At 34.8% G+C, this 24,279-nt stretch carries 20 protein-coding genes, 2 tRNA genes, 3 rRNA genes and 2 pseudogenes; 4 read left to right on the top strand and 23 right to left on the bottom strand.

From position 1 onward, the window contains the following. Positions 1-406: 406 nt before the first annotated feature. The 5 genes from CLMAG_RS11215 to CLMAG_RS11195 form a co-directional block, all read right to left on the bottom strand. Positions 407-712, bottom strand: coding sequence for a spore coat protein (locus tag CLMAG_RS11215; RefSeq protein ID WP_066622066.1), 306 nt, complete (start codon positions 710-712; stop codon positions 407-409). Positions 713-738: 26 nt separating this feature from the next. Then, positions 739-975, bottom strand: coding sequence for a spore coat protein (locus tag CLMAG_RS11210; protein ID WP_066622064.1), 237 nt, complete (start codon positions 973-975; stop codon positions 739-741). Between the two features lie 97 nt (positions 976-1,072). Continuing rightward, entirely contained in the window at positions 1,073-2,209 is a 1,137-nt protein-coding gene (locus tag CLMAG_RS11205; protein ID WP_066622063.1) for a zinc-dependent alcohol dehydrogenase, read from the bottom strand. A 20-nt stretch (positions 2,210-2,229) separates the two neighbouring features. Beyond that, the gene (locus CLMAG_RS11200) at positions 2,230-2,592 is read right to left on the bottom strand and encodes a spore coat protein (RefSeq protein WP_082831889.1); all 363 of its coding nucleotides are present in this window, start codon (positions 2,590-2,592) and stop codon (positions 2,230-2,232) included. Positions 2,593-2,606: 14 nt separating this feature from the next. Continuing rightward, positions 2,607-2,816 (bottom strand): spore coat protein, encoded by a 210-nt coding sequence (locus tag CLMAG_RS11195; RefSeq protein WP_066622062.1) that lies wholly within the window; start codon positions 2,814-2,816, stop codon positions 2,607-2,609. Between the two features lie 151 nt (positions 2,817-2,967). Between CLMAG_RS11195 and CLMAG_RS11190 the strand changes: the two are divergent. Then, positions 2,968-3,585, top strand: a pseudogene (locus CLMAG_RS11190) (alpha/beta fold hydrolase); the annotation flags it as partial. 51 nt (positions 3,586-3,636) lie between these two features. On the opposite strand, the gene CLMAG_RS11185 reads toward CLMAG_RS11190, so the two are convergent. The 4 genes from CLMAG_RS11185 to CLMAG_RS11170 are packed head-to-tail and all read right to left on the bottom strand — an operon-like array spanning position 3,637 to position 7,204. Next, the gene (locus tag CLMAG_RS11185; protein WP_066622060.1) at positions 3,637-4,362 is read right to left on the bottom strand and encodes a GGDEF domain-containing protein; all 726 of its coding nucleotides are present in this window, start codon (positions 4,360-4,362) and stop codon (positions 3,637-3,639) included. Between the two features lie 13 nt (positions 4,363-4,375). After that, positions 4,376-4,753 (bottom strand): DUF1987 domain-containing protein, encoded by a 378-nt coding sequence (locus tag CLMAG_RS11180; protein WP_066622058.1) that lies wholly within the window; start codon positions 4,751-4,753, stop codon positions 4,376-4,378. 4 nt (positions 4,754-4,757) lie between these two features. Continuing rightward, positions 4,758-5,315, bottom strand: a complete 558-nt coding sequence (locus CLMAG_RS32395; RefSeq protein ID WP_066622057.1) for a SiaB family protein kinase — start codon at positions 5,313-5,315, stop codon at positions 4,758-4,760. A gap of 20 nt (positions 5,316-5,335) precedes the next feature. Beyond that, on the bottom strand, positions 5,336-7,204 hold the full coding sequence (locus CLMAG_RS11170) for a SpoIIE family protein phosphatase (RefSeq protein ID WP_082831888.1): 1,869 nt from the start codon (positions 7,202-7,204) through the stop codon (positions 5,336-5,338). A 432-nt stretch (positions 7,205-7,636) separates the two neighbouring features. Between CLMAG_RS11170 and CLMAG_RS11165 the strand changes: the two are divergent. Beyond that, a pseudogene (locus CLMAG_RS11165) lies at positions 7,637-9,097 on the top strand (IS1182 family transposase). 119 nt (positions 9,098-9,216) lie between these two features. Here the strand turns inward: CLMAG_RS11165 and rrf are convergent. The 5 genes from rrf to CLMAG_RS11140 all read right to left on the bottom strand — a co-directional run bounded on the left by rrf (position 9,217) and on the right by CLMAG_RS11140 (position 15,053). Beyond that, positions 9,217-9,333, bottom strand: a 5S ribosomal RNA gene (gene rrf, locus CLMAG_RS11160). A gap of 261 nt (positions 9,334-9,594) precedes the next feature. Continuing rightward, positions 9,595-12,500: ribosomal RNA gene (locus tag CLMAG_RS11155) — 23S ribosomal RNA — on the bottom strand. Between the two features lie 262 nt (positions 12,501-12,762). After that, positions 12,763-12,838: transfer RNA gene (locus CLMAG_RS11150), tRNA-Ala, on the bottom strand. Between the two features lie 122 nt (positions 12,839-12,960). Beyond that, positions 12,961-14,470, bottom strand: a 16S ribosomal RNA gene (locus CLMAG_RS11145). Together the 16S, 23S and 5S rRNA genes with 1 tRNA gene alongside form the textbook arrangement of a ribosomal RNA operon. A 507-nt stretch (positions 14,471-14,977) precedes the next feature. After that, positions 14,978-15,053: transfer RNA gene (locus tag CLMAG_RS11140), tRNA-Met, on the bottom strand. 421 nt (positions 15,054-15,474) lie between these two features. Here CLMAG_RS11140 and CLMAG_RS32390 point away from each other — a divergent pair. Continuing rightward, on the top strand, positions 15,475-15,612 hold the full coding sequence (locus CLMAG_RS32390; RefSeq protein ID WP_161486957.1) for a hypothetical protein: 138 nt from the start codon (positions 15,475-15,477) through the stop codon (positions 15,610-15,612). A 78-nt stretch (positions 15,613-15,690) separates the two neighbouring features. On the opposite strand, the gene CLMAG_RS11135 is transcribed toward CLMAG_RS32390, so the two are convergent. Both CLMAG_RS11135 and CLMAG_RS11130 read right to left on the bottom strand, forming a co-directional pair. Then, positions 15,691-15,969 carry a hypothetical protein gene (locus tag CLMAG_RS11135; RefSeq protein ID WP_066622055.1) on the bottom strand — a complete coding sequence of 93 codons (279 nt, stop codon included), beginning with the start codon at positions 15,967-15,969 and terminating at the stop codon, positions 15,691-15,693. Positions 15,970-16,304: 335 nt separating this feature from the next. Beyond that, positions 16,305-17,090, bottom strand: coding sequence for a GDSL-type esterase/lipase family protein (locus tag CLMAG_RS11130; protein WP_066622053.1), 786 nt, complete (start codon positions 17,088-17,090; stop codon positions 16,305-16,307). 321 nt (positions 17,091-17,411) lie between these two features. Here CLMAG_RS11130 and CLMAG_RS11125 point away from each other — a divergent pair, with 321 nt between their 5' ends. Continuing rightward, entirely contained in the window at positions 17,412-18,188 is a 777-nt protein-coding gene (locus CLMAG_RS11125) for an ion transporter (RefSeq protein ID WP_066622052.1), read from the top strand. 214 nt (positions 18,189-18,402) lie between these two features. On the opposite strand, the gene CLMAG_RS11120 is transcribed toward CLMAG_RS11125, so the two are convergent. The 7 genes from CLMAG_RS11120 to CLMAG_RS11095 form a co-directional block, all read right to left on the bottom strand. Continuing rightward, a complete protein-coding gene (locus CLMAG_RS11120; protein WP_066622049.1) occupies positions 18,403-18,765 on the bottom strand; it encodes a P-II family nitrogen regulator in 363 nt (120 codons plus the stop codon). Between the two features lie 196 nt (positions 18,766-18,961). After that, entirely contained in the window at positions 18,962-19,303 is a 342-nt protein-coding gene (locus CLMAG_RS11115) for a LeuD/DmdB family oxidoreductase small subunit (RefSeq protein WP_082831887.1), read from the bottom strand. Further along, positions 19,296-19,460, bottom strand: a complete 165-nt coding sequence (locus CLMAG_RS31670; RefSeq protein ID WP_278330529.1) for an aconitase family protein — start codon at positions 19,458-19,460, stop codon at positions 19,296-19,298. The genes CLMAG_RS11115 and CLMAG_RS31670 overlap by 8 nt, the downstream gene beginning before the upstream one ends. Before the next feature lie 120 nt (positions 19,461-19,580). Further along, positions 19,581-20,267, bottom strand: coding sequence for a response regulator transcription factor (locus tag CLMAG_RS11110; RefSeq protein ID WP_066622045.1), 687 nt, complete (start codon positions 20,265-20,267; stop codon positions 19,581-19,583). A 42-nt stretch (positions 20,268-20,309) separates the two neighbouring features. Then, positions 20,310-21,488, bottom strand: a complete 1,179-nt coding sequence (locus CLMAG_RS11105) for a sensor histidine kinase (RefSeq protein ID WP_066622043.1) — start codon at positions 21,486-21,488, stop codon at positions 20,310-20,312. Between the two features lie 100 nt (positions 21,489-21,588). Then, on the bottom strand, positions 21,589-22,230 hold the full coding sequence (locus CLMAG_RS11100) for a hypothetical protein (RefSeq protein WP_066622042.1): 642 nt from the start codon (positions 22,228-22,230) through the stop codon (positions 21,589-21,591). Positions 22,231-22,376: 146 nt separating this feature from the next. Next, positions 22,377-24,134 (bottom strand): diguanylate cyclase, encoded by a 1,758-nt coding sequence (locus tag CLMAG_RS11095; protein WP_066622041.1) that lies wholly within the window; start codon positions 24,132-24,134, stop codon positions 22,377-22,379. Between the last annotated feature and the right edge of the window lie 145 nt (positions 24,135-24,279).

Raw genomic sequence — 24,279 nt, 5'->3', positions numbered from 1 at the left:
ATGGACATAAGGACATATAACTTTAATCTAATAACTAAAATTGTTGAGTTAGAATTTTTTAAATAGCTTCAATCTGAGATCTTGATTTAAAAATTAATTTAATCATACATTTGGATTTACGTACTGTTTTGGTGGATTCACCTCTCTTCTCTTTATATTTACTTTCAGTTTAAAAATAGCTATTTTAAAAACTAAAAGTATGTGTTAACTTAATATTTTTTGATAACTAATTAGTTACTATAAAATAATTATAATAGAACACAATGATATTGTCAATATATTCTGTATAATTTTAATATTGAAATTTTATCAAACTTTTTCAATTGTTATTTGCTTTATTATTAACCCCCTTGGAGATTCAGATCTCAGATAAGCCTTGATACAATTACTTGCTATACACAGAATTCTAAATCATTCTTTCTGTAAGACTTAAAGCTGTATCAGTTGTCTTTAAGTCCACTTTAAACTGCTCTTCTAAGTCATAAGGTTGATAGTATCCTTTTTTCATCATATAACTTGTAATAGTTTCATGGGTTAAAATAGCAGCATCTAACTGTTTTCTTAGCACTGCCTTTACCTCTGGCGATTTTGTTTCTGTTATTGCAGCCGCATAGTTGACTATTCCATTTTTAGCTGATATTAAAAAATCTGTGGCGATAACTTGATCACTCATCTTATTCATTCCAGTAAGACTTTCAATTATTGCATTCATAATTTCACCATCTTTCTATGATTTATTTATTGTTGTTTGTTGTCTGAATTACTTATTCCGTTCATATCAGACTGCTCTATAAATCCTCTTAGTTCTTCAATATGCTGCTGTGTTGAGGCAGCATCCTGTTTTAAGATTGATTTTAATTCATCATCAGAAGCTAATAAAGACATAGTAAGGGCCTTTGTAAGGCAAACATTCTTAAATGTTAAAAGTTCATGTAACTCAATACTCTCATGTGGCGCCATTCCATGTTGATTCATAATACCATCTCCTCAACTTTAATCTATAGTCCTATTTTAACTTTCCATCTTTATAGTAGGAATTAAGCCTTCATTTTCACTTTAGTTCTCTTATTATTTATGTCTTAAGAACAACCTTAATACATCCATCAGTTTTTGTGTCAAAAACTTCATATCCATATTCAGCCTTATCCAGTGGTAATCTATGTGTAATAATATCACTTGGATCAACTTTTCCTTCTGTAAGTAAACTATAGAGCTTTGGCATATATGGAATTACAGGAGCCTGCCCTGTTCTTATATTAATGTTTCGATTCATTATATCACCGAAAGGAAAAGCATTATATCTGCCTCCGTAAACTCCTGTTACTTGTATCATTCCACCTTTTCTAACCGCTTGAGTAGCCATGATAAAAGCACCTAGAGCTCCACTTTGAAGCTTTACGCCAGAACCTAAAAACTCCAATGGTGTCATCTTTCCATCCATTCCTACACAATCTATAACAATATCTGCTCCACCATGAGTAATTTCTCTTAAATACTCACCAGTATTTTGATGTTGTTCAAAATTTACTATTTCAACTTTATTATGTTTCTTTGCATGTTCTAGTCGGTAATCTATGTAGTCAACGGCTATAACTCTCTCTGCACCATGCAGCCATGCAAATTTTTGTGCTAAAAGTCCTATTGGACCACAGCCAAGTATAATCACTGTATTACCTTTTTTTACACCGGCATTTTCTACACTCCAGTAAGCAGTAGCCATAGCATCTGACATTAGCAACAATTTTTCATCCTCTACCTCACAATCATCTGGAATACGGAAAGGAGTAAAATTACCATAAGGAACTCTCATGAATTCAGCTTGCCCCCCAGGATATCCCCCAAAGGTTTCTGAATATCCGAAAAATCCCCCATTTTCACCATTAGGGTTTGAGTTATCGCACATACATGTTAAATCATGCTTGCAAAAAAAACATTCACCACAGCTTACATTGAAAGGTACAATTACTCTATCCCCTTTTTTTACCTTTGTAACCTCTGGACCTACTTCTTCAACAATTCCCATAGGTTCATGACCTATAATATAATCTTGATGAATATTGGGAACCATATCATGAATCAAGTGCAAATCTGATCCACATATAGCTGTACTTGTAAGCTTAACTATAATATCGTCTGATTTTTGAATCTTAGGTGCTTGAACATCTTTAACCTTCACATTCTTTATACCTTGAAATGTTACAGCTTTCATTATTTCTGTTACCTCCTAAATCATTTTTCTGGTGTTGCAAAAGTACCAAGTCTACTTGTGTCCCCAGGGAAGAGATCTAAACTAGCTATCTGAACTGCTGTTTGAGATGATTCTATATCCATTTGAAATTGTTTATCTAAATTATTAGGGTGGAACCATCCTTTATTAATCATCATATTAGATATTTCTTCATGCATATTGATTGCGTTATTCAACTGATTCTTTAACACTGTTCTTACTTCCGGTGTGACAGCTTCACCTAGTGCAAGGGCACAATTTCTTACTGCACTTTTTGCTGATAGCAAAAAACTGAGTGCCATAGTTGCATCAACAAGTCTAGGCATTCCTTCTGCATTTCTAAGTTCTAAATAATCATTAATCATCTATTTTTTACCCCCTATTCTATTTTTGGTGCCTTTTTTAATAGACGTTGCAAATCATTTATTGCTCCTATAGATTGTTGTACATCCTTCTCTAATAAAGCTTTAAGATCTTGGTCAAATACAACACCTTCCATCATTTTAGATGTAGTCATGGAAACAGTTTTGAGATTAAGCATTTCATGTACCTCCATTGTTTCATGTAATGCTAAACTTTGTTGTTTCATACGGTCACCTCCTATTTTTGTATCTAACGTATTGTTCCCTTTATTACATCTTTTTATACGATAAAATCAATTAAATCAAATATGTGATTCACCTATTTATCACTAAGAGAGTAGGATGATAATGATAAAATTTTAAAATCAACGTATTTATATGGGGTATTATGTTAAAGTAGAATCAAATGTAAAAATTTATGTAGAGGATCTTAATCTAGAAGGTAAGAAGACAATCTTGTTTCTACACGGGTGGCCTGGAAGTCATAAGCTGTTTGAATATCAGTTTGATCAGCTTGCTAAAATGGGATATAGATGTGTTGGTATAGACCAGAGAGGATTTGGCAAGTCAGATAAGCCTTTTACAGGATGCTCTTATAATCGATTATCGGATGATGTTTTAGAAGTAGTGGAAGTACTTAAACAAAAAAATTTTACACTAGCAGGGCACTCTACAGGAGGAGCGATTGCCATTAGATACATGGCTAGACACAGTGAATATGAAGTATCTAAACTTGCACTTTTTGTAGCAGCAGCTCCTAGCCTCATAAAACGTTCATGTTTTCCATATGGTTTAGAAAAAGAAGCTGTGAATGAAATTATTCAAGGAACATACAATGACCGTCCTAAGATGTTGCAAAGATTTGGAGAGATCTTTTTCTTTCAGTATATAACTAAGTCCTTCTCAGATTGGTTCTTCCAATTGGGACTGCATGCGTCAGGATGGGCTACTGCAGCAATTGCAAATTCTTGGTTACATGAAGAATTAATAAAGTTTATTGAGGAATAAGAGTACTAATTTACAAGCTTTGTACTTCTATAACAAAACTTACACCGCTGGAATGTATATTTTAATGCAGTTTCGCCCATTATTTTTAGCTTCATATAATGCATCGTCAGCCATTTTTAAAAATATGTCCATATTGACATTTTCATTTGCAATCATTGATGCTACTCCAATAGATAAAGTTATTCTTTTATCTATTGGAGAACTTTCGTGGGCTATATTTAGATCTTTAACGGCTTTTAGTAGTTCTTTTGCAAGCAATACAGCACTATTAATATCAGTTTCCGGTAGAATCATAATAAACTCTTCCCCACCAAAGCGTGAAACAATATCTCTAGATTTTCTCGTACTTTGTTTAACCTCTTTCGCTATAGCTGCAAGACATTCATCACCCTTTAAATGACCATAAGTATCATTATATTTTTTAAAATAATCAACATCTATCATTACAAGGGAAATTGGCGTCTTTACTAGGATAGAATTTTTCCATTCTCTATCATAGGCTTCATTAAAATATCTTCTGTTGTAAAGTCCTGTAAGAACATCTATCTGAGAAATTATTTCAAAGTTATCAGATATAGTTTTAAGATCTAATTGAGTTTTATCAGACATTTTTATCATTTTCATCATTTGTTTTAAAAGCTCTTTATATTCGTTAAGTAGATTTGTATAATTCACTTCATCCTCAATTGACTTAAAATGTTTTAAAGAAATTAGTTTTTCAGCATTTGAAATAATATTCTCTTCCTTCGAAAAAATGTTATTCATTTATTTCCTCCAATTAAAAAGTCTCAATTTCAAATGGAAGAAGTTTAACATCTTCTTGGAACTCTTCTCCGCATTCAATTGCAGTTTCATTTTCACTGTCACAGAGCCATTTAACCTTTATACTTTTACCATTAGCAACTTCTTCGTCAAGTAAATCAAAAATTGTCATGAATACCTTCGAAGTACTGCTGTTAAAATATATAATTTCAAATTCTAGTGTTATTTCCTTTGTTTCACAACTTAAGTAATCCTTAATCCAATCAATTACTGGTGCATAAAACTTGACAACATTTTCTGGAAAAGACTCACCTTTTAGTTGCATCAGTCCTGAAGCCGCATCAAAGTTTATTCCAGGTGTTGATTTTGTTTTTTCAATTATTAAGTTCTCCATGTCATTACCTCCCTACCATAACTTTGATGCTAAAAAATGAAAAAACGTCATCGATTTTTTCAAAGGAATACTCTATAGGTTTTAAAGATTTTCGAGCCATTTCAATTAGTCCAAGCCCAGCTCCTTTACTACCAGGAGCAGCTTCCATCCTTCTTCGTTCTTTATATAATGCTTTTAACTCATCCTTATTTAGGTTCTTAACAAGATCTATATTTTCAGACATCCTTGGAATATCCTCATTATATATACGATTCCCGCAGTATATGAAGTAATCTCCATTTTGTTCATGTCCGATTACAACTATTCCCACTTTAAGATCATCCTCATCTTCTTCTGACTTACCTAGCTTTTCGGCAGAGTAATTTAATACATTTTGAACCTGTTCTACAAATATAGAAAACACAGATATTGTTGTAACATTACCTGCTTCTTCAATTTCAAGATTTTTACGAAGGGTACTTCCCACTCCTTCAATACTTGCTTGGTCAATAGGACCACTATAGCAAAAAAGAATTTTCTTTGCCTTCAAATCCTTGTACAAATTATATAATGATAGTTCCACAAAAAAACCCCCTTAAAATATTATAATTTAAAGCCTAATATCGTTATATCATCTCTAAGCATTTCATTCCCATAATAATTTTCAAATGAATGTATAATAATATCAGCCTGTTCCTTCATTTTGAAATTTTTAACTTCTTCAATTGATGCCATAAGCTTTTTCTTACCATATGGTAGGCGCTTTTCGCCACCTACTTGATCAGTTATTCCATCTGTTGCCATGTATATTGTTGCACCAGGATTATATTTAATTTCATAATTTTTAAAAGGTATTTCTTTATTACTTTTTTTACAGTTTATTGTTTTCCTTCCTGGTTTTATTTCTTTCACACCATTTTCATCTACAATAATAGCAGAAATTTTTGCACCCGAAAATAAAATTTCTTTTTCCTTTGACACATATAGAATACCTGCATCCAATCCATACTCAATATTTTCATTAGTACTGTCTGCTCTAAAGGACTGCTTAATAAGCCTGTCTAGTTCCTGCAAGATTATTGATGGATTATCATTATTGATTTCATCTACTATATGATTGAGCATTGCAGTAACTGCAGTGGTCATTAATGCACCGGGAACTCCATGGCCTGTACAATCTCCTACCAATAATAAGAAATGATCCTTATAAGTTTTCATCCAGTAGAAGTCTCCTCCAACAATATCTCTTGGTTTTGAAATTATAAAGTAATCCTTCAGAGTTATATTCATTTCTGAATGAGAAGGAAGTATTGTATCCTGAATCATTTTTGCATATTCAATACTATCTTGAATCTTAGCATTTTTTTCTTGAAGCTCTTTTGTACGCTCCTCTACCTTTTTTTCCAATTCTTGATTCAAAATCAATGCCCTTTTATATGGATCTGCTATTTTTTTTGAAATTAAATAGAATATTATAACCATTATTAATATTATTAAAAAGCAGGACATAACTGTATTTACAGTAATGGCATTCATAACGCTTAAACTTTCTGTTCGCGGTATTCTAACGATTATCTTCCAACCACAGCCCTTTATCCCCTTAAATGCTAGGTCATAAATTTCTCCTTTGGTGTTTTTATATTCAGAAACCTCAAACTCTTTGTCATCTAAATTACCATGTTTTCCGATTGTGCTTGCCAAAGAATCAGGAATATAATCAGATAAATTTTTATTTATGTACTCAGAGTTTTTTGAAAGACTTATAATATTACTTTCATTTACAAGCCAAATATCGTTTTTCACTTCATTTTTGCTTTCCTCTGCTATAAGCTCACCTATAACAGATCCTAAATCCATCCCAATTCCCGTTACTGCTATTGGATTATAAATATCGCCTACCAATGTATTAATCCATAGAAAGGTATTGTGTAGTTCACTGTTTGAATCAATATTTATTGCATATCTTTTTTTCATATTGATGGTATTAAAGTACCATTTATCATTTGGATCTTCCTTTGATACAACGTCTAAAAGTTCAAACTTTTTATTATGATAGGACCAATAGTTATTTGTTTTATTACTTACTAAAAAGGAGGTATCATATCCTAAATCATTTACGATATTACCCATCTTGCTTTGTACGATTCTTTCCGATTGTTTATCTTCATCGCTACTTTCAATCCATTTTATAATTGTTGGATCATCTGCTAGTGTAAGTGATGTTTCTAGTGATTTTTCAATTTTTCCATCTATAACTCCGCTTATACTTCTTGCCAAATTATAAATGTCAGTTGACTTTAGTTTATGAATTACAGCATTTCTTGTTATAATCATGCTTGTAATGCTCATAATAATCATTGCTATGGCAATTGCAACACAGCCAGCAATTATAACTTTTATTGAATTATTATCAAGTAATGGATTTAATTCCTTACTTTTTTTCCTTTTACTAATGGAAAATTTTTTATGCAATTTTGACCCCCCATGTCTATTTTAAATCAAAACTTACTGTAATAATAAGGATATTGTGGTGTAATAATAAAAAAAGGATGTATAAATCGAATAAGGCAAGTGAATCCCTATATTCTTCTATACACTCCTTCTAATCCACACATGAATTAACTTAAAATCATTATACCATAATTTATCAAATTACTATACTAATACTTCCATATTTCATATAAGGCATTTCTAACAAAAAAGAAATGTAGTTTTATAACGTAAAAAAGCGCTAAGCAATTGCGAGGCCACTGAAAAACTGGCAATGTTGAATCGTCATCACAAAAGTGATGGCGTTTTTACTTTTTCATCCATAAAACACCTTAACAAAAAGGATTTACGAGAGATACGTCGAATATATAACTTAGAAATAATTTATATTATTGATTGAGAGGGATGAATTAAATGATAAAGGGTCAACAGCAATTTGTGGTGAGTGCTTATCAAGGATTGTATGACATTATAATTCCAAAGGACAATTTTTTAAGAAAGCTTAATGATTTAGTTGATTTTTCGTTCATCTACGATGAACTACTGGAAAATTACAGTGTCGACATGATACGTGGTGCCAAAGATCCTATCATGCTATTTAAGTACCTCATATTAAAGACTACCTATGAATTATCCGATGAGGATGTAGTTTCAAGAACACTTAACGATATGTCATTTAAATACTTCTTAAACTTAGCACCAGATGAAGTTAATTTGATTCACCCTAGCACATTAACCAAGTTTAGAAAGCTACGTTTAAAAGATACGAACTTACTAGACTTATTAATCAAGAAAACAGTAGAAATCGCTATTGCTAAGGGAGTTTTGATAAGCAAAACTCTTATTGTTAATGCCACACATACTAAGGCAAGATATAACCAGAAGTCTGCTCAAGAGGTTTTACTGGAACGAGCAAAATCCTTAAGAAAAGAGATTTACACAATCAATAGTGAAATGAAAGAAAAATTTTCCCAAAAAATAACAAGCGATAAACTTGAGGAGATTATTGAATATTGTAAAGACTTAGTAAATGTTGTGGAATCTACACCTGAGCTAGCAGTATATGAAAAGGTTAAACAACGACTCAATTATTTGAATGAGGCTATTGAAGATGATCTTGAGAATTTAACGCTCTCAACGGACGAGGACGCCCGTATAGGGCATAAGACAGAGGATTCCTCATTCTTTGGATATAAAACACACATTGTAATGAGTGAAGAACGTATCATCACAGATAATGTCATTACAACAGGAGAAAAAACTGATGGTAAGGAACTTCAAAGCTTGATCGAAAAGAGTCAAGAAGCAGGTATAATAGTTGATGAGATAATTGGTGATACTGCTTATTCAGAAAAAGGAAATTTAGAGTATGCAAAAGAAAATGAAATAATACTAATTTCAAAGCTTAATCCAATGGTTTCGTGTGGAAGTCGTAAGAAAGAGGATGAATTCCAATTCAACAAGGATGCTGGGATGTTTGTTTGCCCTGCCGGGCATATGGCTATAAGAAAAGCCCGATAGGGCAAGAAAGGCCAAAGTAAAAATCAAGTTACTACGTACTACTTTGATGTTAAAAAATGTAAGTATTGCTCACAACGAGGTGGTTGCTACAAAGAAGGTTCCAAATCTAAAACCTATTCTGTATCTATAAAATCGGATATTCATAAAGAGCAGATGGCTTTTCAAGAAACTGAATATTTTAAGCAACGAGCAAGAGAAAGATATATGATTGAAGCTAAAAATAGTGAACTCAAGCATCAGCCCGGCTATGATGTAGCAGTATCGTCGGGCTTAATTGGCATGCAGATGCAAGGAGCACTTACGATATTTACTGTTAACATCAAGCGAATCATAAAGCTCCTAACGGAGCAGTAAGCTTTAAGGGGCACATAAAAAAGAAAAAAGCACGAAGTATTTCATAAAATGCTGAAATATTTCGTGCTTTTTTTAGGACTAAATTCAATGTTCGCTGAAAAAGCGGAGCTTTTTTAATTACCTGGCGACGACTTACTCTTCCACACAGTCTCCCGTGCAGTACCATCAGCACTGTAAAGCTTAACCTTCGTGTTCGGAATGGGAACGGGTGTTACCTTTACGTCATAATCACCAGATTTTATTTAGTTGAGAGTTAAGAATTAATAGCTAAGAGTTATGGTTGTTTTTTCTCCTAGCGTCGAAAAAACGTTAATTATATTAACTAATAACTTTATACACAATAAATTATTAACTCTATGAGAATATTATTCTCTGAAAATTGCACAGTGCTAAGTATCGCTTTTATTATAGAGTTCAATTAATTAAATTTTAGATTTTCACGCTAGTGAAAATCATCATTAACTCTTAATTCTCAACTCTACACTGTTAACTATTCTTTGGTCAAGCCCTCGACCTATTAGTATTAGTCAGCTGAACATGTTACCATGCTTACACCTCTAACCTATCAACCTTGTGTTCTTCAAGGGGTCTTACTAGCTTATGCTATGGGAAATCTTATCTTGAGGTGGGCTTCACGCTTAGATGCTTTCAGCGTTTATCCCGTCCTGACATAGCTACCCAGCTGTGCTCCTGGCGGAACAACTGGTGCACCAGAGGTCAGTCCATCCCGGTCCTCTCGTACTAAGGACAGCTCCTCTCAAATTTCCTACGCCCGCGACGGATAGGGACCGAACTGTCTCACGACGTTCTGAACCCAGCTCGCGTGCCGCTTTAATGGGCGAACAGCCCAACCCTTGGGACCTACTTCAGCCCCAGGATGCGACGAGCCGACATCGAGGTGCCAAACCTCCCCGTCGATGTGGACTCTTGGGGGAGATCAGCCTGTTATCCCCGAGGTAGCTTTTATCCGTTGAGCGATGGCCCTCCCACGAGGAACCACCGGATCACTAAGCCCGACTTTCGTCCCTGCTCCACTTGTTTGTGTCGCAGTCAGGCTCCCTTCTGCCTTTGCACTCTTCGAACGATTTCCAACCGTTCTGAGGGAACCTTTGGGCGCCTCCGTTACTTTTTTGGAGGCGACCGCCCCAGTCAAACTGCCCACCGAGCTGTGTCCCGTGACCAGTTTCATGGCCGCCGGTTAGAATCCCAGTACTGTCAGGGTGGTATCCCAAGGTTGACTCCACAAAGGCTGACGCCCTTGCTTCCAAGTCTTCCACCTATCCTGTACAGACAATACCGAAATTCAATGCTAAGCTACAGTAAAGCTCTACGGGGTCTTTCCGTCCAATCGCGGGTAGCGAGCATCTTCACTCGCAATACAATTTCGCCGGATTTGTTGTCGAGACAGTGCCCAAATCATTACGCCATTCGTGCGGGTCGGAACTTACCCGACAAGGAATTTCGCTACCTTAGGACCGTTATAGTTACGGCCGCCGTTTACTGGGGCTTAAGTTCATACCTTCGCTTGCGCTAAGTATTCCCCTTAACCTTCCAGCACCGGGCAGGCGTCAGCCCCTATACTTCAGCTTTCGCTTTAGCAGAGACCTGTGTTTTTGCTAAACAGTTGCTTGGGCCTATTCTCTGCGACCTACTTGCGTAGGCACCCCTTCTCCCGAAGTTACGGGGTCAATTTGCCGAGTTCCTTGACAACAATTCTTCCGCTGGTCTTAGGATTCTCTCCTCACCTACCTGTGTCGGTTTGCGGTACGGGCGCGGGCTTCCTCCATAGAGACTTTTCTTGGCAGCGTGGAATCAGATACTTCGCCCATAAGGGCTCCCCATCACACCTCAACATTGACTAAATGGATTTGCCTGTCTAGTCTGTCTAGATGCTTAGACACACATCCAATAGTGCGCACATCTTATCCTCCTGCGTCATCCCATTTGTAATAACGGAAGCTTGGCGGTATCGGAATATCAACCGATTGTCCATCACCTACGCCTTTCGGCCTCGGCTTAGGCCCCGACTAACCCTGAGCGGACGAGCCTTCCTCAGGAAACCTTAGGTTTTCGACCAATAAGATTCTCACTTATTTCTCGCTACTTATGCCAGCATACTCACTCCTGTACAGTCCACCGCTCCTTTCGGTACGACTTCAATCCATACAGGAAGCTCCTCTACCACTGATACTTACGTATCAATCCATAGCTTCGGTGGTAAGTTTTAGCCCCGGACATCTTCGGCGCAGGATCTCTCGACTAGTGAGCTATTACGCACTCTTTAAATGAGTGGCTGCTTCTAAGCCAACATCCTAGTTGTCTTAGAAATCCCACATCCTTTTCCACTTAACTTACACTTTGGGACCTTAGCTGATGGTCTGGGCTGTTTCCCTTTTGACCACGGATCTTATCATTCGTAGTCTGACTGCTTTGATTCAAGTATATGGCATTCGGAGTTTGATAGGGTTCAGTAACTGTTGTCAGCCCCTAGCCCATTCAGTGCTCTACCTCCATTACTCATTCAAAACGCTAGCCCTAAAGCTATTTCGAGGAGAACCAGCTATCTCCGAGTTCGATTGGAATTTCTCCGCTATCCACAGCTCATCCCATGGTTTTTCAACACCAACGTGGTTCGGTCCTCCACGGAATTTTACTTCCGCTTCAACCTGTCCATGGATAGGTCACCCGGTTTCGGGTCTACGACATGCAACTTCTCGCCCTATTCAGACTCGGTTTCCCTTCGGCTCCATACCTTAAGTATTTAACCTTGCTACACATCGTAACTCGCTGGCTCGTTCTACAAAAAGCACGCCGTCGCACATAAAAGTGCTTCGACTGATTGTGGACACACGGTTTCAGGTTCTATTTCACTCCCCTTCCGGGGTTCTTTTCACCTTTCCCTCACGGTACTGCTTCACTATCGGTCACCAGTTAGTATTTAGCCTTGGGAGGTGGTCCTCCCTGCTTCCCACAAGGTTTCACGTGTCTCGTGGTACTCTGGATTAGACCTGACTGCTCTTCCTTTTCACTTACAGGGCTTTTACCTTCTACGGCGGAGCCTTCCAGCTCTCTTCAGTTAAAAAATCGCAGTATTTATGGTCTATCCGCAACCCCAGGAACAAGTTCCTGGTTTGGGCTCTTTCCCTTTCGCTCGCCGCTACTTAGAAAATCGATTTTTCTTTCTCTTCCTCCGGGTACTTAGATGTTTCAGTTCCCCGGGTATACCTCTATAAACCTATGGATTCAGTTTACAGTACATTACTGCTCGTAATGTGGGTTGCCCCATTCGGAAATCTCTGGATCACTGGCTATTTGCGCCTACCCAAAGCTTATCGCAGCTTATCGCGTCCTTCTTCGGCTTCTGGTGCCAAGGCATTCACCATGCGCCCTTTGTAGCTTGACCTATACCAAAAATTGCTATTAACTTCGTACTTCTTCGTCAAGTCTTTCATTGCGGTGCTCATTTACCAGTCAGTAAATTCCGCTCCTCATTCAAGCCTTTCCTCGAATTGCTCATTACTATCAATTTTCTAGTTTCAATCTTTAAAGTTACAAAGGTGTTAAATATACTTTCGTATAAGTAATTTACCTTTAGCTTTACTTTTATTTGTTAAACAATTGCGATTGTTTAACGATTCTTCACTGTGCAATTTTCAAAGAACAAATGGTGGAGATAAAGGGATTCGAACCCTTGACCCCCTGCGTGCAAGGCAGGTGCTCTCCCAGCTGAGCTATACCCCCATTTTTGAAGATTCACTTAAACATACCGGCATATCTAGTCGATACATAATAATTCTTCAAAATTAAACAGAGGCTAAACAACCAGTCTTTCAGACAGCATTACCTGTCTGTATTATCCTTAGAAAGGAGGTGATCCAGCCGCAGGTTCTCCTACGGCTACCTTGTTACGACTTCACCCCAATCACTAACCCCACCTTCGGCCGCTGGCTCCTTTACAGGTTACCTCACAGACTTCGGGTGTTGTCAGCTCTCATGGTGTGACGGGCGGTGTGTACAAGGCCCGGGAACGTATTCACCGCGACATTCTGATTCGCGATTACTAGCAACTCCGGCTTCATGTAGGCGAGTTGCAGCCTACAATCCGAACTGGGATAGGTTTTTGAGTTTTGCTCCACCTCGCGGTCTTGCATCTCTCTGTACCTACCATTGTAGCACGTGTGTAGCCCTGGACATAAGGGGCATGATGATTTGACGTCATCCCCACCTTCCTCCCGGTTAACCCGGGCAGTCTCACTAGAGTGCTCAACTTAATGGTAGCAACTAATGATAGGGGTTGCGCTCGTTGCAGGACTTAACCTAACATCTCACGACACGAGCTGACGACAACCATGCACCACCTGTCTCCCTGCCCCGAAGGGCTTCATGCATCTCTGCACTATTCAGGGGATGTCAAGTCCAGGTAAGGTTCTTCGCGTTGCTTCGAATTAAACCACATGCTCCGCTGCTTGTGCGGGCCCCCGTCAATTCCTTTGAGTTTTAATCTTGCGATCGTACTTCCCAGGCGGAGTACTTATTGTGTTAACTGCGGCACAGAAGGTTGGACCCTCCTACACCTAGTACTCATCGTTTACGGCGTGGACTACCAGGGTATCTAATCCTGTTTGCTACCCACGCTTTCATGCCTCAGCGTCAGTTACGGTCCAGAGAATCGCCTTCGCCACTGGTGTTCTTCCTAATCTCTACGCATTTCACCGCTACACTAGGAATTCCATTCTCCTCTCACGCACTCTAGATATCCAGTTTGAAATGCAGCACCCAAGTTAAGCTCGGGTATTTCACATCTCACTTAAATATCCGCCTACGCATCCTTTACGCCCAGTAAATCCGGACAACGCTCGCCACCTACGTATTACCGCGGCTGCTGGCACGTAGTTAGCCGTGGCTTCCTCCTTTGGTACCGTCATTATCGTCCCAAAAGACAGAGCTTTACAACCCGAAGGCCTTCATCACTCACGCGGCGTTGCTGCATCAGGCTTTCGCCCATTGTGCAATATTCCCCACTGCTGCCTCCCGTAGGAGTCTGGACCGTGTCTCAGTTCCAATGTGGCCGATCACCCTCTCAGGTCGGCTACGCATCGTCGCCTTGGTGAGCCTTTACCTCACCAACTAGCTAATGCGCCGCGGGTCCATCTCAAAGCGGATTGCTCCTTTAATTAGTTCTTCATGCGAAAAACCAATGTTATGCGGTATTAATCTCCCTTTCGGGAGGCTATCCCCCTCTTTGAGGCAGGTTACCCACGTGTTACTCACCCGTCCGCCGCTAATCCACCCCGAAGGGCTTCATCGCTCGACTTGCATGTGTTAGGCACGCCGCCAGCGTTCGTCCTGAGCCAGGATCAAACTCTCAATTTAAAAGTTTGAATGCTCATTAGTTAAGCAGACATCCAAAATCTTTGATTTTGTGATGGTCGCTTAGTTAAACACGTTAGTGTTTAACTTCCTTAACTATATAATATATAGTAGTTTAAAGAATTGCTGGTTTAGTTTATTTAATAAAAGTCATTTTGACTTTCATTGCACGGTGTAAATTTATTCATCGATTGTCATCGATTCACAACTTTACCCGTAAAAAGCCATTTAGGCTTTTTACCTCTGTTTAATTTTCAAGGATCATGTCGCTTATTTACGACTGGATTTATATCTTACCATCCTTGTCTCAGCTCGTCAACTAGTAATTTGTTACCAGTTAACCGATGTATCTGATCGCTAACTGCGACCGGATTTACATCTTATCATCTCTGTGCTTGTCTGTCAATTAGTAAATTGTTACCAAGTTACTCACACCATACTACATTATTATACGATGTTCTTAACAGCTTACACATAATATCAAACAAACTTATTCGTTGTCAATATTTTTGGTTGCGGAGGCAGGACTTGAACCTACGACCTTCGGGTTATGAGCCCGACGAGCTACCAACTGCTCCACCCCGCGTCATTATATATATTTTTTGATCAACCATTGTTGTTTGTATTTGTCACCTCTTGAAGCGATAAGTAGTATCTTACCATGTGTACAGATATCAAAAATTATTAATATACCCTTTAATTATATAATACTCTATTATTATATAATTATACTTCCACATACTCAATAATTCACATGGTGACACACCTGACTTAGTTTACCGGTAATGAAGTGGAGACTTGAATTAGGTGGAGTTTCAAGCTCCACCTAATTCTTAGCTGAACGAATCCAGGGACTTAGCCACTCGCAACGTACGCTTTGAGAAGCGGGAGTATTAGAGCGGGTAGTCATCGGACAAACAAAAACTAGAGATTGATACCATGGGGACAGACCTTTATAGCGAGAGCGCACCTCGAACTTTCTACTGCCTGAGCCTGTCCATTCAACTATGAATAAAGCACTCAAGATTAAAGAATCATTTAAAACGGCTAAAATTCTAGCAAGAGGAGCAGTAGCTATAGTAGGAAGTTGCTCTGGTGCGGCTGTGACTGGGGCCTTAAACTTTACCCTTAAACTGGGGCCTTAAACTTTACCCTTAAAATAGATAATTAAATTGGATACCTTTACATTACATGCATATTAAACTATTTTATTTAATATCTAACTACGCAATTGAATTTTTTTCAGATGCGCAGTACTTTACTTTAGCAAGAATACAATTTTCAACATCTCTTATAAACTCTATCTTAAAAATCGATAAGTCTTTAATCTCAAGCTTCTCATTGTTTTTTAGTATTATTATATTATTAGTATCATCATTTATAATTGCACTTATAACACCCTTAACCGAAGCCTTAAAATAATTTATAGCATCTTTAAAATTTAATTCTAATCTATCTTCAACTAATTTATTTTCGTTTATTGACATAGTTTTATTACTCATTTTCTTAATTTCTCCTTTTGATATATCCTGTATCTTATAAGCCTATTATATACCATTTTTGCATCTGTATCAATAGGTATTTCCCGCTATTTAAGATAATTTTATCAATAATACTAGTACAGTTAGAGCTACTGTACCATTTCTTTGCTAATCTGCATTAGTCACAATTTACTTTGAACCTTTTTCATATTACCTAGTATAGATTCACTTTCACAAAAAAACATTAAACATAGTTATCCGCACATATTTGCAACATATAAAAGAAACCTCTACGTTAATAACACAGAGATTTCTTTTATATGCTGCACAATCAATATCAAATTCAAGCTAATTGATTAATTACAGTACTGCTCAATAGCTCTTTTCCAGACAATATACCCTTTACCATTTACATGTAACCCACCAACAGTATATTCAGGGTTAAGTTTATTATTGTCTACCACAAATAGAGGATATAAATCTATATATTTAACTTCATAACTATTACAAAGTTTAACTAGCTCCTTATTTAGATTTATTATATCCTCATTCTTTGTGGTAGTTTTCAATATATCCTTATTTATAGGAAGTAGACTCTGAACGTATATTGTAGTTGATTTGGAGTTTTCCTTTATAAAATCCAGTATTTTTTTATAATTATATATTATACTCCTAGTACTTCGTCCTTTTCCGATATCATTTATTCCTATCATAATAAAGACCTTTTTGGGATTAAGCCTTGTAACTTCAACTAGTCTATTTAGAACACCATCTGTAGTATCAAGACTAATTCCTCTATTTATTATGTCATTATTATTTAATAATTCACTCCAATCACATATATCAGTCAAACTATCCCCTAAGAATACTATTTTTCCTTTACCACTATCTGAAGCCATAAAGCTTGTTACTTTATTTATATAATACTCGCTATAGATATCTTTCCTTAAATTTATACTATCTAATTGAGCTTTAACAGCTTCATTTTTTTCTAATACTTTTGAAGTAACAGTATCAACTTTATTCGACTTTTCTAAATCAACACAAATTGATTGACTGAATAATACAATCACAATAATTAATATTAAAGTTGTTTTCCTTTTTATCCTTTTTTTCTTTTTTGCCCTTCTTGTTTTTTTCATGCTTGTCTCCTGTATAAACTGTATTTATTTTCTTTACTAGATAATATTCTACAGGGTTGTATATAATCCTCCATTTATCTTAAACAGTTGTAGATAACCATAACCGAACCTTAACTTAGATCGAATATTTCGATGGATATATCTTCTTATAAAGACATCAACATTCATTCTACAAATAACAAAAAAAAGGATTTTTTTGTTATTTGTAGAATGAATGTTCTTGTTATAGTTTTTGGAGTTCTGAAAACTTTAGCGGTGCTTTAGTTTTATTACTTTTATCTGGATTTGAAAAACAAACTGCTATCAGTAGGAGATGATCTAATGCTTAAGTACACAAAAGAAACTTTAAAGATATTATATGATATATTAATGGCTCTTTTATCAATAGTAGCTGCTTTTATGCTAATAATCAGCAGTTCGTATAATTTATCTAAAATTACTACATATGCATTTGAAATCATGGATAATATAATTTTACTTATTTTCGCAATAGACTATTTTATAAGGTTATATCTAGCTAAAGATAAAAAGACCTTCTTTAAACATAATATAATTGATCTAATCGCAATACTTCCTTTTGATTTACTGTTTCAAACAGCTAGATTATTGAAATTAATAAATATATTCAAATTAGCAAAATTACTAATGGTTCTAAAACTTTTTAAAACTGCAGTATTATTAATGAAATTTAGAAAACATGTTGATAAATTTTTAAAAACTAATAATCTTAATTATACAATTTGGATTACCTTAACTATGTTACTTACCGGTACTATAGGTATACACTTTTTAGAAGGCATTACCTATGGAAATGATCTTTGGTGGAGTTTTGTTACACTTACAACAGTAGGGTACGGTGACATATCTCCATCTACTCCAGCGGGCAAAATATTAGCCAGTTTTCTTATGCTTGTTGGCATAGGTTTTATAAGTATGCTTACAGGTACCATATCAACATTTTTTCTAACGAAAAATACTAATCCAACCTATAGGAACGAAACTATTAATAACATAAAAAATAAATTAGACAACTCTGATAAACTAAATTCAGAAGACATAGATGATATTTACAGGGTTCTAAAAGCTCTTAAAAATTAAAAAGTTCCCTCTAAAGTTATAGTTAGAGATATTATAACTTTCTCTAGCCTTTACAACAGTTAGACGGCTATAGATATAGATGTGATGTTCAAAAATCTTATTATAGTATATGAAAGGCACAGAATTGATATCTGTGCCTTTCATATACTATAATACCTTATTATTTCACACACCCTTGGGGGCCTTTCGAAGATTTGCCTAAGCTTGCCAAAGCCTATTTTTTATACTGAAGGGCCTCTCTTCCCTCTGCTCCATTGCTTATTCGCATAACATTAGCAACATCATAAATAAATATCTTTCCGTCGCCACTTTTACCTGTATGCAGTACCTTCTTCGCAGTTTCCACCACAGTATCCACAGGTACTTCGCAAACTATAATTTCTACCTTTATCTTTTGTAGTAAATTAATATCTACAGTTCTTCCCCTATAATATTCTTTATGACCCTTTTGCATTCCACAACCTAATACATTAGAAACAGTCATTCCCGTAATTCCAATTTCATTTAATGCATCCTTTAATTCTTCAAATCTACTTGGAGATGTAATAATATCAATTTTAGTTAACCTTTCGTTCATACATATACCTCCTTGTTGCTCTAATAATCATAATAATGAATTCTAGTTCCTACTATTTAACATTATCAGATATTTTGCAGAATTAAAAGAGATTGTGCAAAAATATTCTTAGATGCCTAAAATACTGTTCATACCAAATATACTTTCACCTACTTGCCTTCAAAATATCACCAAAACTAAAGCCATTGTGGAATTATTACTTATACATATTTTCAGTTATTTTCTTAAATAGAGGCTTAATACCTCCACTTGCTATTATATTCATAATATATTCAGAGATTTTTTCAGCTTCAATAGTTTCTCCAGTAGTTTTATTTATAACCATCCCTTTTTCTAGGTCAACTTCAAGTTGATCACCTTCTGAAACCTTTTTGCTGATTCCTGGACAAACTATTAAAGGTAGGGCCAAATTAGTTGCATTTCTGTAAAAAATACGAGCAAAGGAATCAGCTAACACTAAACTTACACCTGCACTTACTAGAGTAATCGGTGCATGTTCACGGCTTGATCCACATCCAAAGTTGTTGCCGTTATACAGCTAATAACCCTGCATGGGTTCCTAAGCATGGACCACAACCAGGTGATGTAAAGGTTGGTCCTGCGGTAATTAAAATATCTACATAGCCAAGCTTCATTGCCTTCTGGAATACCTCAGCTGAAGCAGGAATAACTACTAAACGAGTATCTTTGTCAATATGATAAGCTTTTAAGTTTATATCTAAAAAAGAATATCATATGAAGAAACTACTATCTCAACTAAAGATGTTGATGGAACTGTTTCTTTTAAAATTTTAGCAGTTATTCCTCTTGATAAATTATGAATTAAACCTGTACCCTGTACCCCATATAGTTTCAATATAATCAGGATTCCCAGAATCTTTTTCTATTTTTTTTCTAAGCTTTTGTATGTGTACTGCCACAGTAGCTGTGTCGCCACAATAGTCTTCACCCCAAATATTACTAAATATTTGGTCCTTTGTAAAAACTATATTAGGATTTGAGGCTAGAAAAACCAATAATTCATATTCTTTTGTTGTAAGTAAAACTTCCTTACCATTAACAAATACTTTATGAGAATCTGTTTGGATTTCCATAGCTTTATGGCTAATAAGCTCTAAAGCAACTTTCTTACCTGATAGACGTTCATATCTTATAATGTGAGATTTTATCCTTGCAACTAATTCTGCTGGGCTAAAGGGTTTAGTTAAATAATCATCTGCCCCAAAGCCTAAACCTCTTATTTTGTCTATATCTTCATTTTTAGCAGATACAATTATAATAGGAATTTCAAATTTATCTCTAATTTCTTTTACTATCCCATATCCGTCTTTACCAGGTAACATTAGGTCTACTACAACTACGTCATAAATACCAAGTAGAGCTTTTTTTAATCCTGATACTCCCTCTTGCTCTATATCTACCTTAAATCCGTTTAATTGAAGATAATCTCTCTCTAACGCTGCAATATTATTATCATCTTCAATTATCAAAACTTGTTTCACAAAAACATCTCCTTCCTTGTACCATCACGCTCTACATCATCATTAAATTGCTATAGAAAGCTCTATTGAGAAAGTACTACCTTCTGACAAAGAGCTCCAAACAGAAATTCTTCCACCATGGGCTTCTACCATTTCCTTAGCAATTGCTAGTCCAAGTCCTGTACTCATTAAGTCTTTTGTTCTTTCTGTATCTATACGATAAAACCTATCAAATACATAAGAAAGTTTATCCTCGGCTATGCCCGGACCATTGTCACTGATGTTAATCCTTACATGATCTGTCTCATCTTTTAACTCAATAGAAATCGCTAAATTTTCTTCATGACCATATTTAACAGCATTTCCTATAATATTTCTTATAGTTTGATATATCCTTTTTCCGTCTATATTAACTTCTACTTCTCTTTCTATTCTATCAGTAAAACTAAAATTAATATTTTTTTCACCTAACACAAATGCAAACTCTTCCATGAGATCACGCATAAAAGGTTTTATCTTTACTTTTTCAAATTTAAAATCTAACTTTTGCATATCAAGTTTTGAAAATAAAAATAAATCATCAATGAGTCTATTTATATAATCTATATTATTATGAATTGTTTTAAGGTAACTATTTATTGTATCAGGGGAATTAGCAACTCCATCTAATATAGCTTCAACATATCCATTTATTGAGGTAATTGGAGTTTTTAAATCATGAGATATGTTTGCTATAAGAGTCTTTCTATTTTCTTCATATTCTTTTTTTAACCTTTCCCCTTGCTCTAATCTCTCAGCCATTTCATTAAATTCATCTATTAAAATACCAATTTCGTTATAAACTTCTTTTTCAATTCTAACCTCATAGTTTCCCTTAGCAATTTGCTCTACTCCGGTTTTTAAGCTTTCGATAGGCTTCATAATTCTTTTTTCTAACCGCCAGTATATATATAAATGTGCTATCTCCTTAGCAGTAAATATTGCTGCAAAAAACATGGTTATAGCCTTAATTCCTACTACCTTAAAGATTAAGTAAATTATAAATATATTAATAAGAAGGGCCATTGGACGAAGCCATATCAAATATTTATGACATAAGTTAAATTCATTTTTGTGCTTTTGGTGTATCTTATGAATTTCATATAAATGCTCATGCTTTTTATCATGCATTTCACGCCATCTACGGTGTTTTATATGCCACCGCTTGTGAAATTCACTTTTATTCTTTTTCAAAATGCTCATATATACCACCTTTAAAATTTAATTACACTAATATTACCACAATATACTCTTACTTAAAATAAAATAATGGGTGTAAAATTTAGCTTACACCCATGCGCATTTACCAATTGAAGTTTACTAAAGCATCTAGACTATTTTCACCTTTAGCACTAACTTCTATTTTTTCTACTTCATTATTTTTATTAATGTATATATTTAACTCAGCATCACTATTTTCAGAGCAGAGTAATTCTTTAATAAAATCACAGTGCTTATGATATTCACCCATCTCTTGAGTATGGAAATTTTTATGGTGTTCAGCTAAATCTTTATGTTGATCTTTGATTTCATTGATTATATCCTTTAAGTTAAGAGATAATATAGATATTCCGTCCTTTTCTTCAGCTTTAAGATTATTTAAGATATTAAGTATAAAAGTAATTTTTGAAAGTTTTGCCTTTATCCCTCCATGTTCACAACATCCCATAGCATGATGACCCATATGATGGTGGAATTTGTGATGTTTACAATCCTTCATGTTAAATTCTGTGTTGCTTTCATGTTTTACTTTCTTTCCATCACAATTAAATTCACTGTTTATTTTAGCCTTTGATTCCCCAGTAGTTGTGTTAGTATTAAATTCGTTAGAGAATGATAATACTTTTTCTTCGCCCTTTACTGCATCTAATTTAATGTTTACATTGAATGATTCTTTTTCCTTCATAGTTTTAAATACATCATATAAAAGTTTAATCTTGTTCATTAATATGACCTCCTAATATTTTTGCAAGGATATTATGATTTGATGTCCTTGTTGTTATGAGTTCATTATAAAGACAGAGATTAAAAATCTTTTAAAGCAATTTTAAAAATTTTATAAAGAATTATAAAATAAGTTTAAAATGTTTGTTAAGGTTTGCCTGAGCTTGCTATATCTTGTATTAAAGGTGAGCAAACTTGATTTCTTCCTCTTGCCTTTGCAAGATACAGTAGCTTGTCTGCATTTTCTATGACTTCAGTCTTTTTATCTGAAATATTTTCATATACTCCACCACTTACTGTTATCTTTGATTTATGTTCCCAAACAAAATCCTCTATGCTGTGTCTTATATTGTCAGCTATTTCAAATGCTTTTTTTACATCAGTATTACTAAGAATAACTATAAATTCTTCTCCACCATATCTACCTACATAGTCCATGTATCTTAGATTTTCTTTTATAAGTTCCGCTACTTTTATAATTACCTTATCTCCATATAAATGACCATAACTATCATTAATGGATTTAAAATGATCAATATCAAACATGATTACACTAAATTTTTTGTTATTATTTAAATAATTATCCATCATGTCATCAATAATTTTATCAATATAATTTCTGTTATATACTCCAGTCAAACTGTCCCTTATGGATTTTTCATATATAATCCTATTCTTAGCTTCTAATTCCTGAGACTTATTTATTTCATCAGAATATTTTACCGAAAGTATATAGGTTTCAAGAACTGCAAACATGAACATACCTATTTGAAATAAGTACTTCCTATAAATCATTCCATTACTTACCAGTATATCATTAAAAGCTGTCACAATTAAAATTATATATGCAATTAGAGATATAAGAGAGTTTTTTTCTTTAAGTCTTACTTTTTCTGATAAAAACCTCAAAATCATCAATAATATAATAAATAATATTGCTTCCCCTGAAAAAGCAAGTCTATCATAGAACACATTATTAGTTATCAGGCATATGATACCAAAGGCTACTCCAAAAATTGAAGAAACAAGAATTATTTTTTTTGAAAGACTTATAAATTGTTCTTTTAAAAATATGACATACACAGGGATCCATAGATAATAAGTAAGTGCTGCAGTTTTACTTAGTAATTCATAGGGCATATTAGGAAAAACATGTACAATTATTCTTTCATTTAAAAATAAACATCTTAACTGAATAAATAAACATAAGATAGCAAAATATAGAAAGGCCTTATTTTCTCTGCGTCTTTTATAAAGGAATAAGAATAATAACTGAATAATTAAGAGTGCACCTATTATAATGGAATCAATAAATACCGATAATAAAAATCTATTCATTATCTGTGTTTTAGTACCAAATTCCATGGATTTAATTACAGGAAAAACATCCCTAAAATTTGAGACTTCAATTACTATATCTATTAATCCAGACTCAGCTGGAAAATATGAATATACTGGCAGGTAGATAGCTTGTTCATCCTGAAAACTCGTTCCTACTTTTCCAGCTTGCCCCTGCAAAATTCCATTAACCCATACTTTTGAAGCGGATAATAATCTACTAATTCTTAATCCATAAACTATTTCATCTTTAGCGTATATCTTTAATCTTAATGTCATGTACCCTGTAGTTCTGCCATTTAATTCTTTTTTTAGAGATCCTGGAATATTAAAATATCCGTCTGGTTTCTCACCACTTAACTCTTTTGGCTCTAAAAGCTTATTATCATAAATCTCCCACTGACCATCTAGATTTACAATTCCTTGTTTTTCAAAATTCCATTGATTTAAATTTAATATGCCTTTATGTGCTTTTAAGTTTGCAATTCTTTCTTCATCTAAAAATGTCATTATTCCTACAGTTATTATCAAAAATACAACTATAACTTTAACAAAAACTTTTTTCATAAAAAACCTCTTTACATAAAATTGACATTAATCCTTATTATATAACATTTTTTCTCATAATAGAATATATATTAATAACTATACCCTGCTGAAATCGCATAATGAAAAAAGGAAAAGCATAAATTCCTTATACCATTCATACTCT

Origin of the sequence: Clostridium magnum DSM 2767 (assembly GCF_001623875.1) — a bacterium.
GTDB lineage: Bacteria > Bacillota > Clostridia > Clostridiales > Clostridiaceae > Clostridium_AM > Clostridium_AM magnum.
This window is presented reverse-complemented; position numbering and strand designations above follow the sequence as displayed.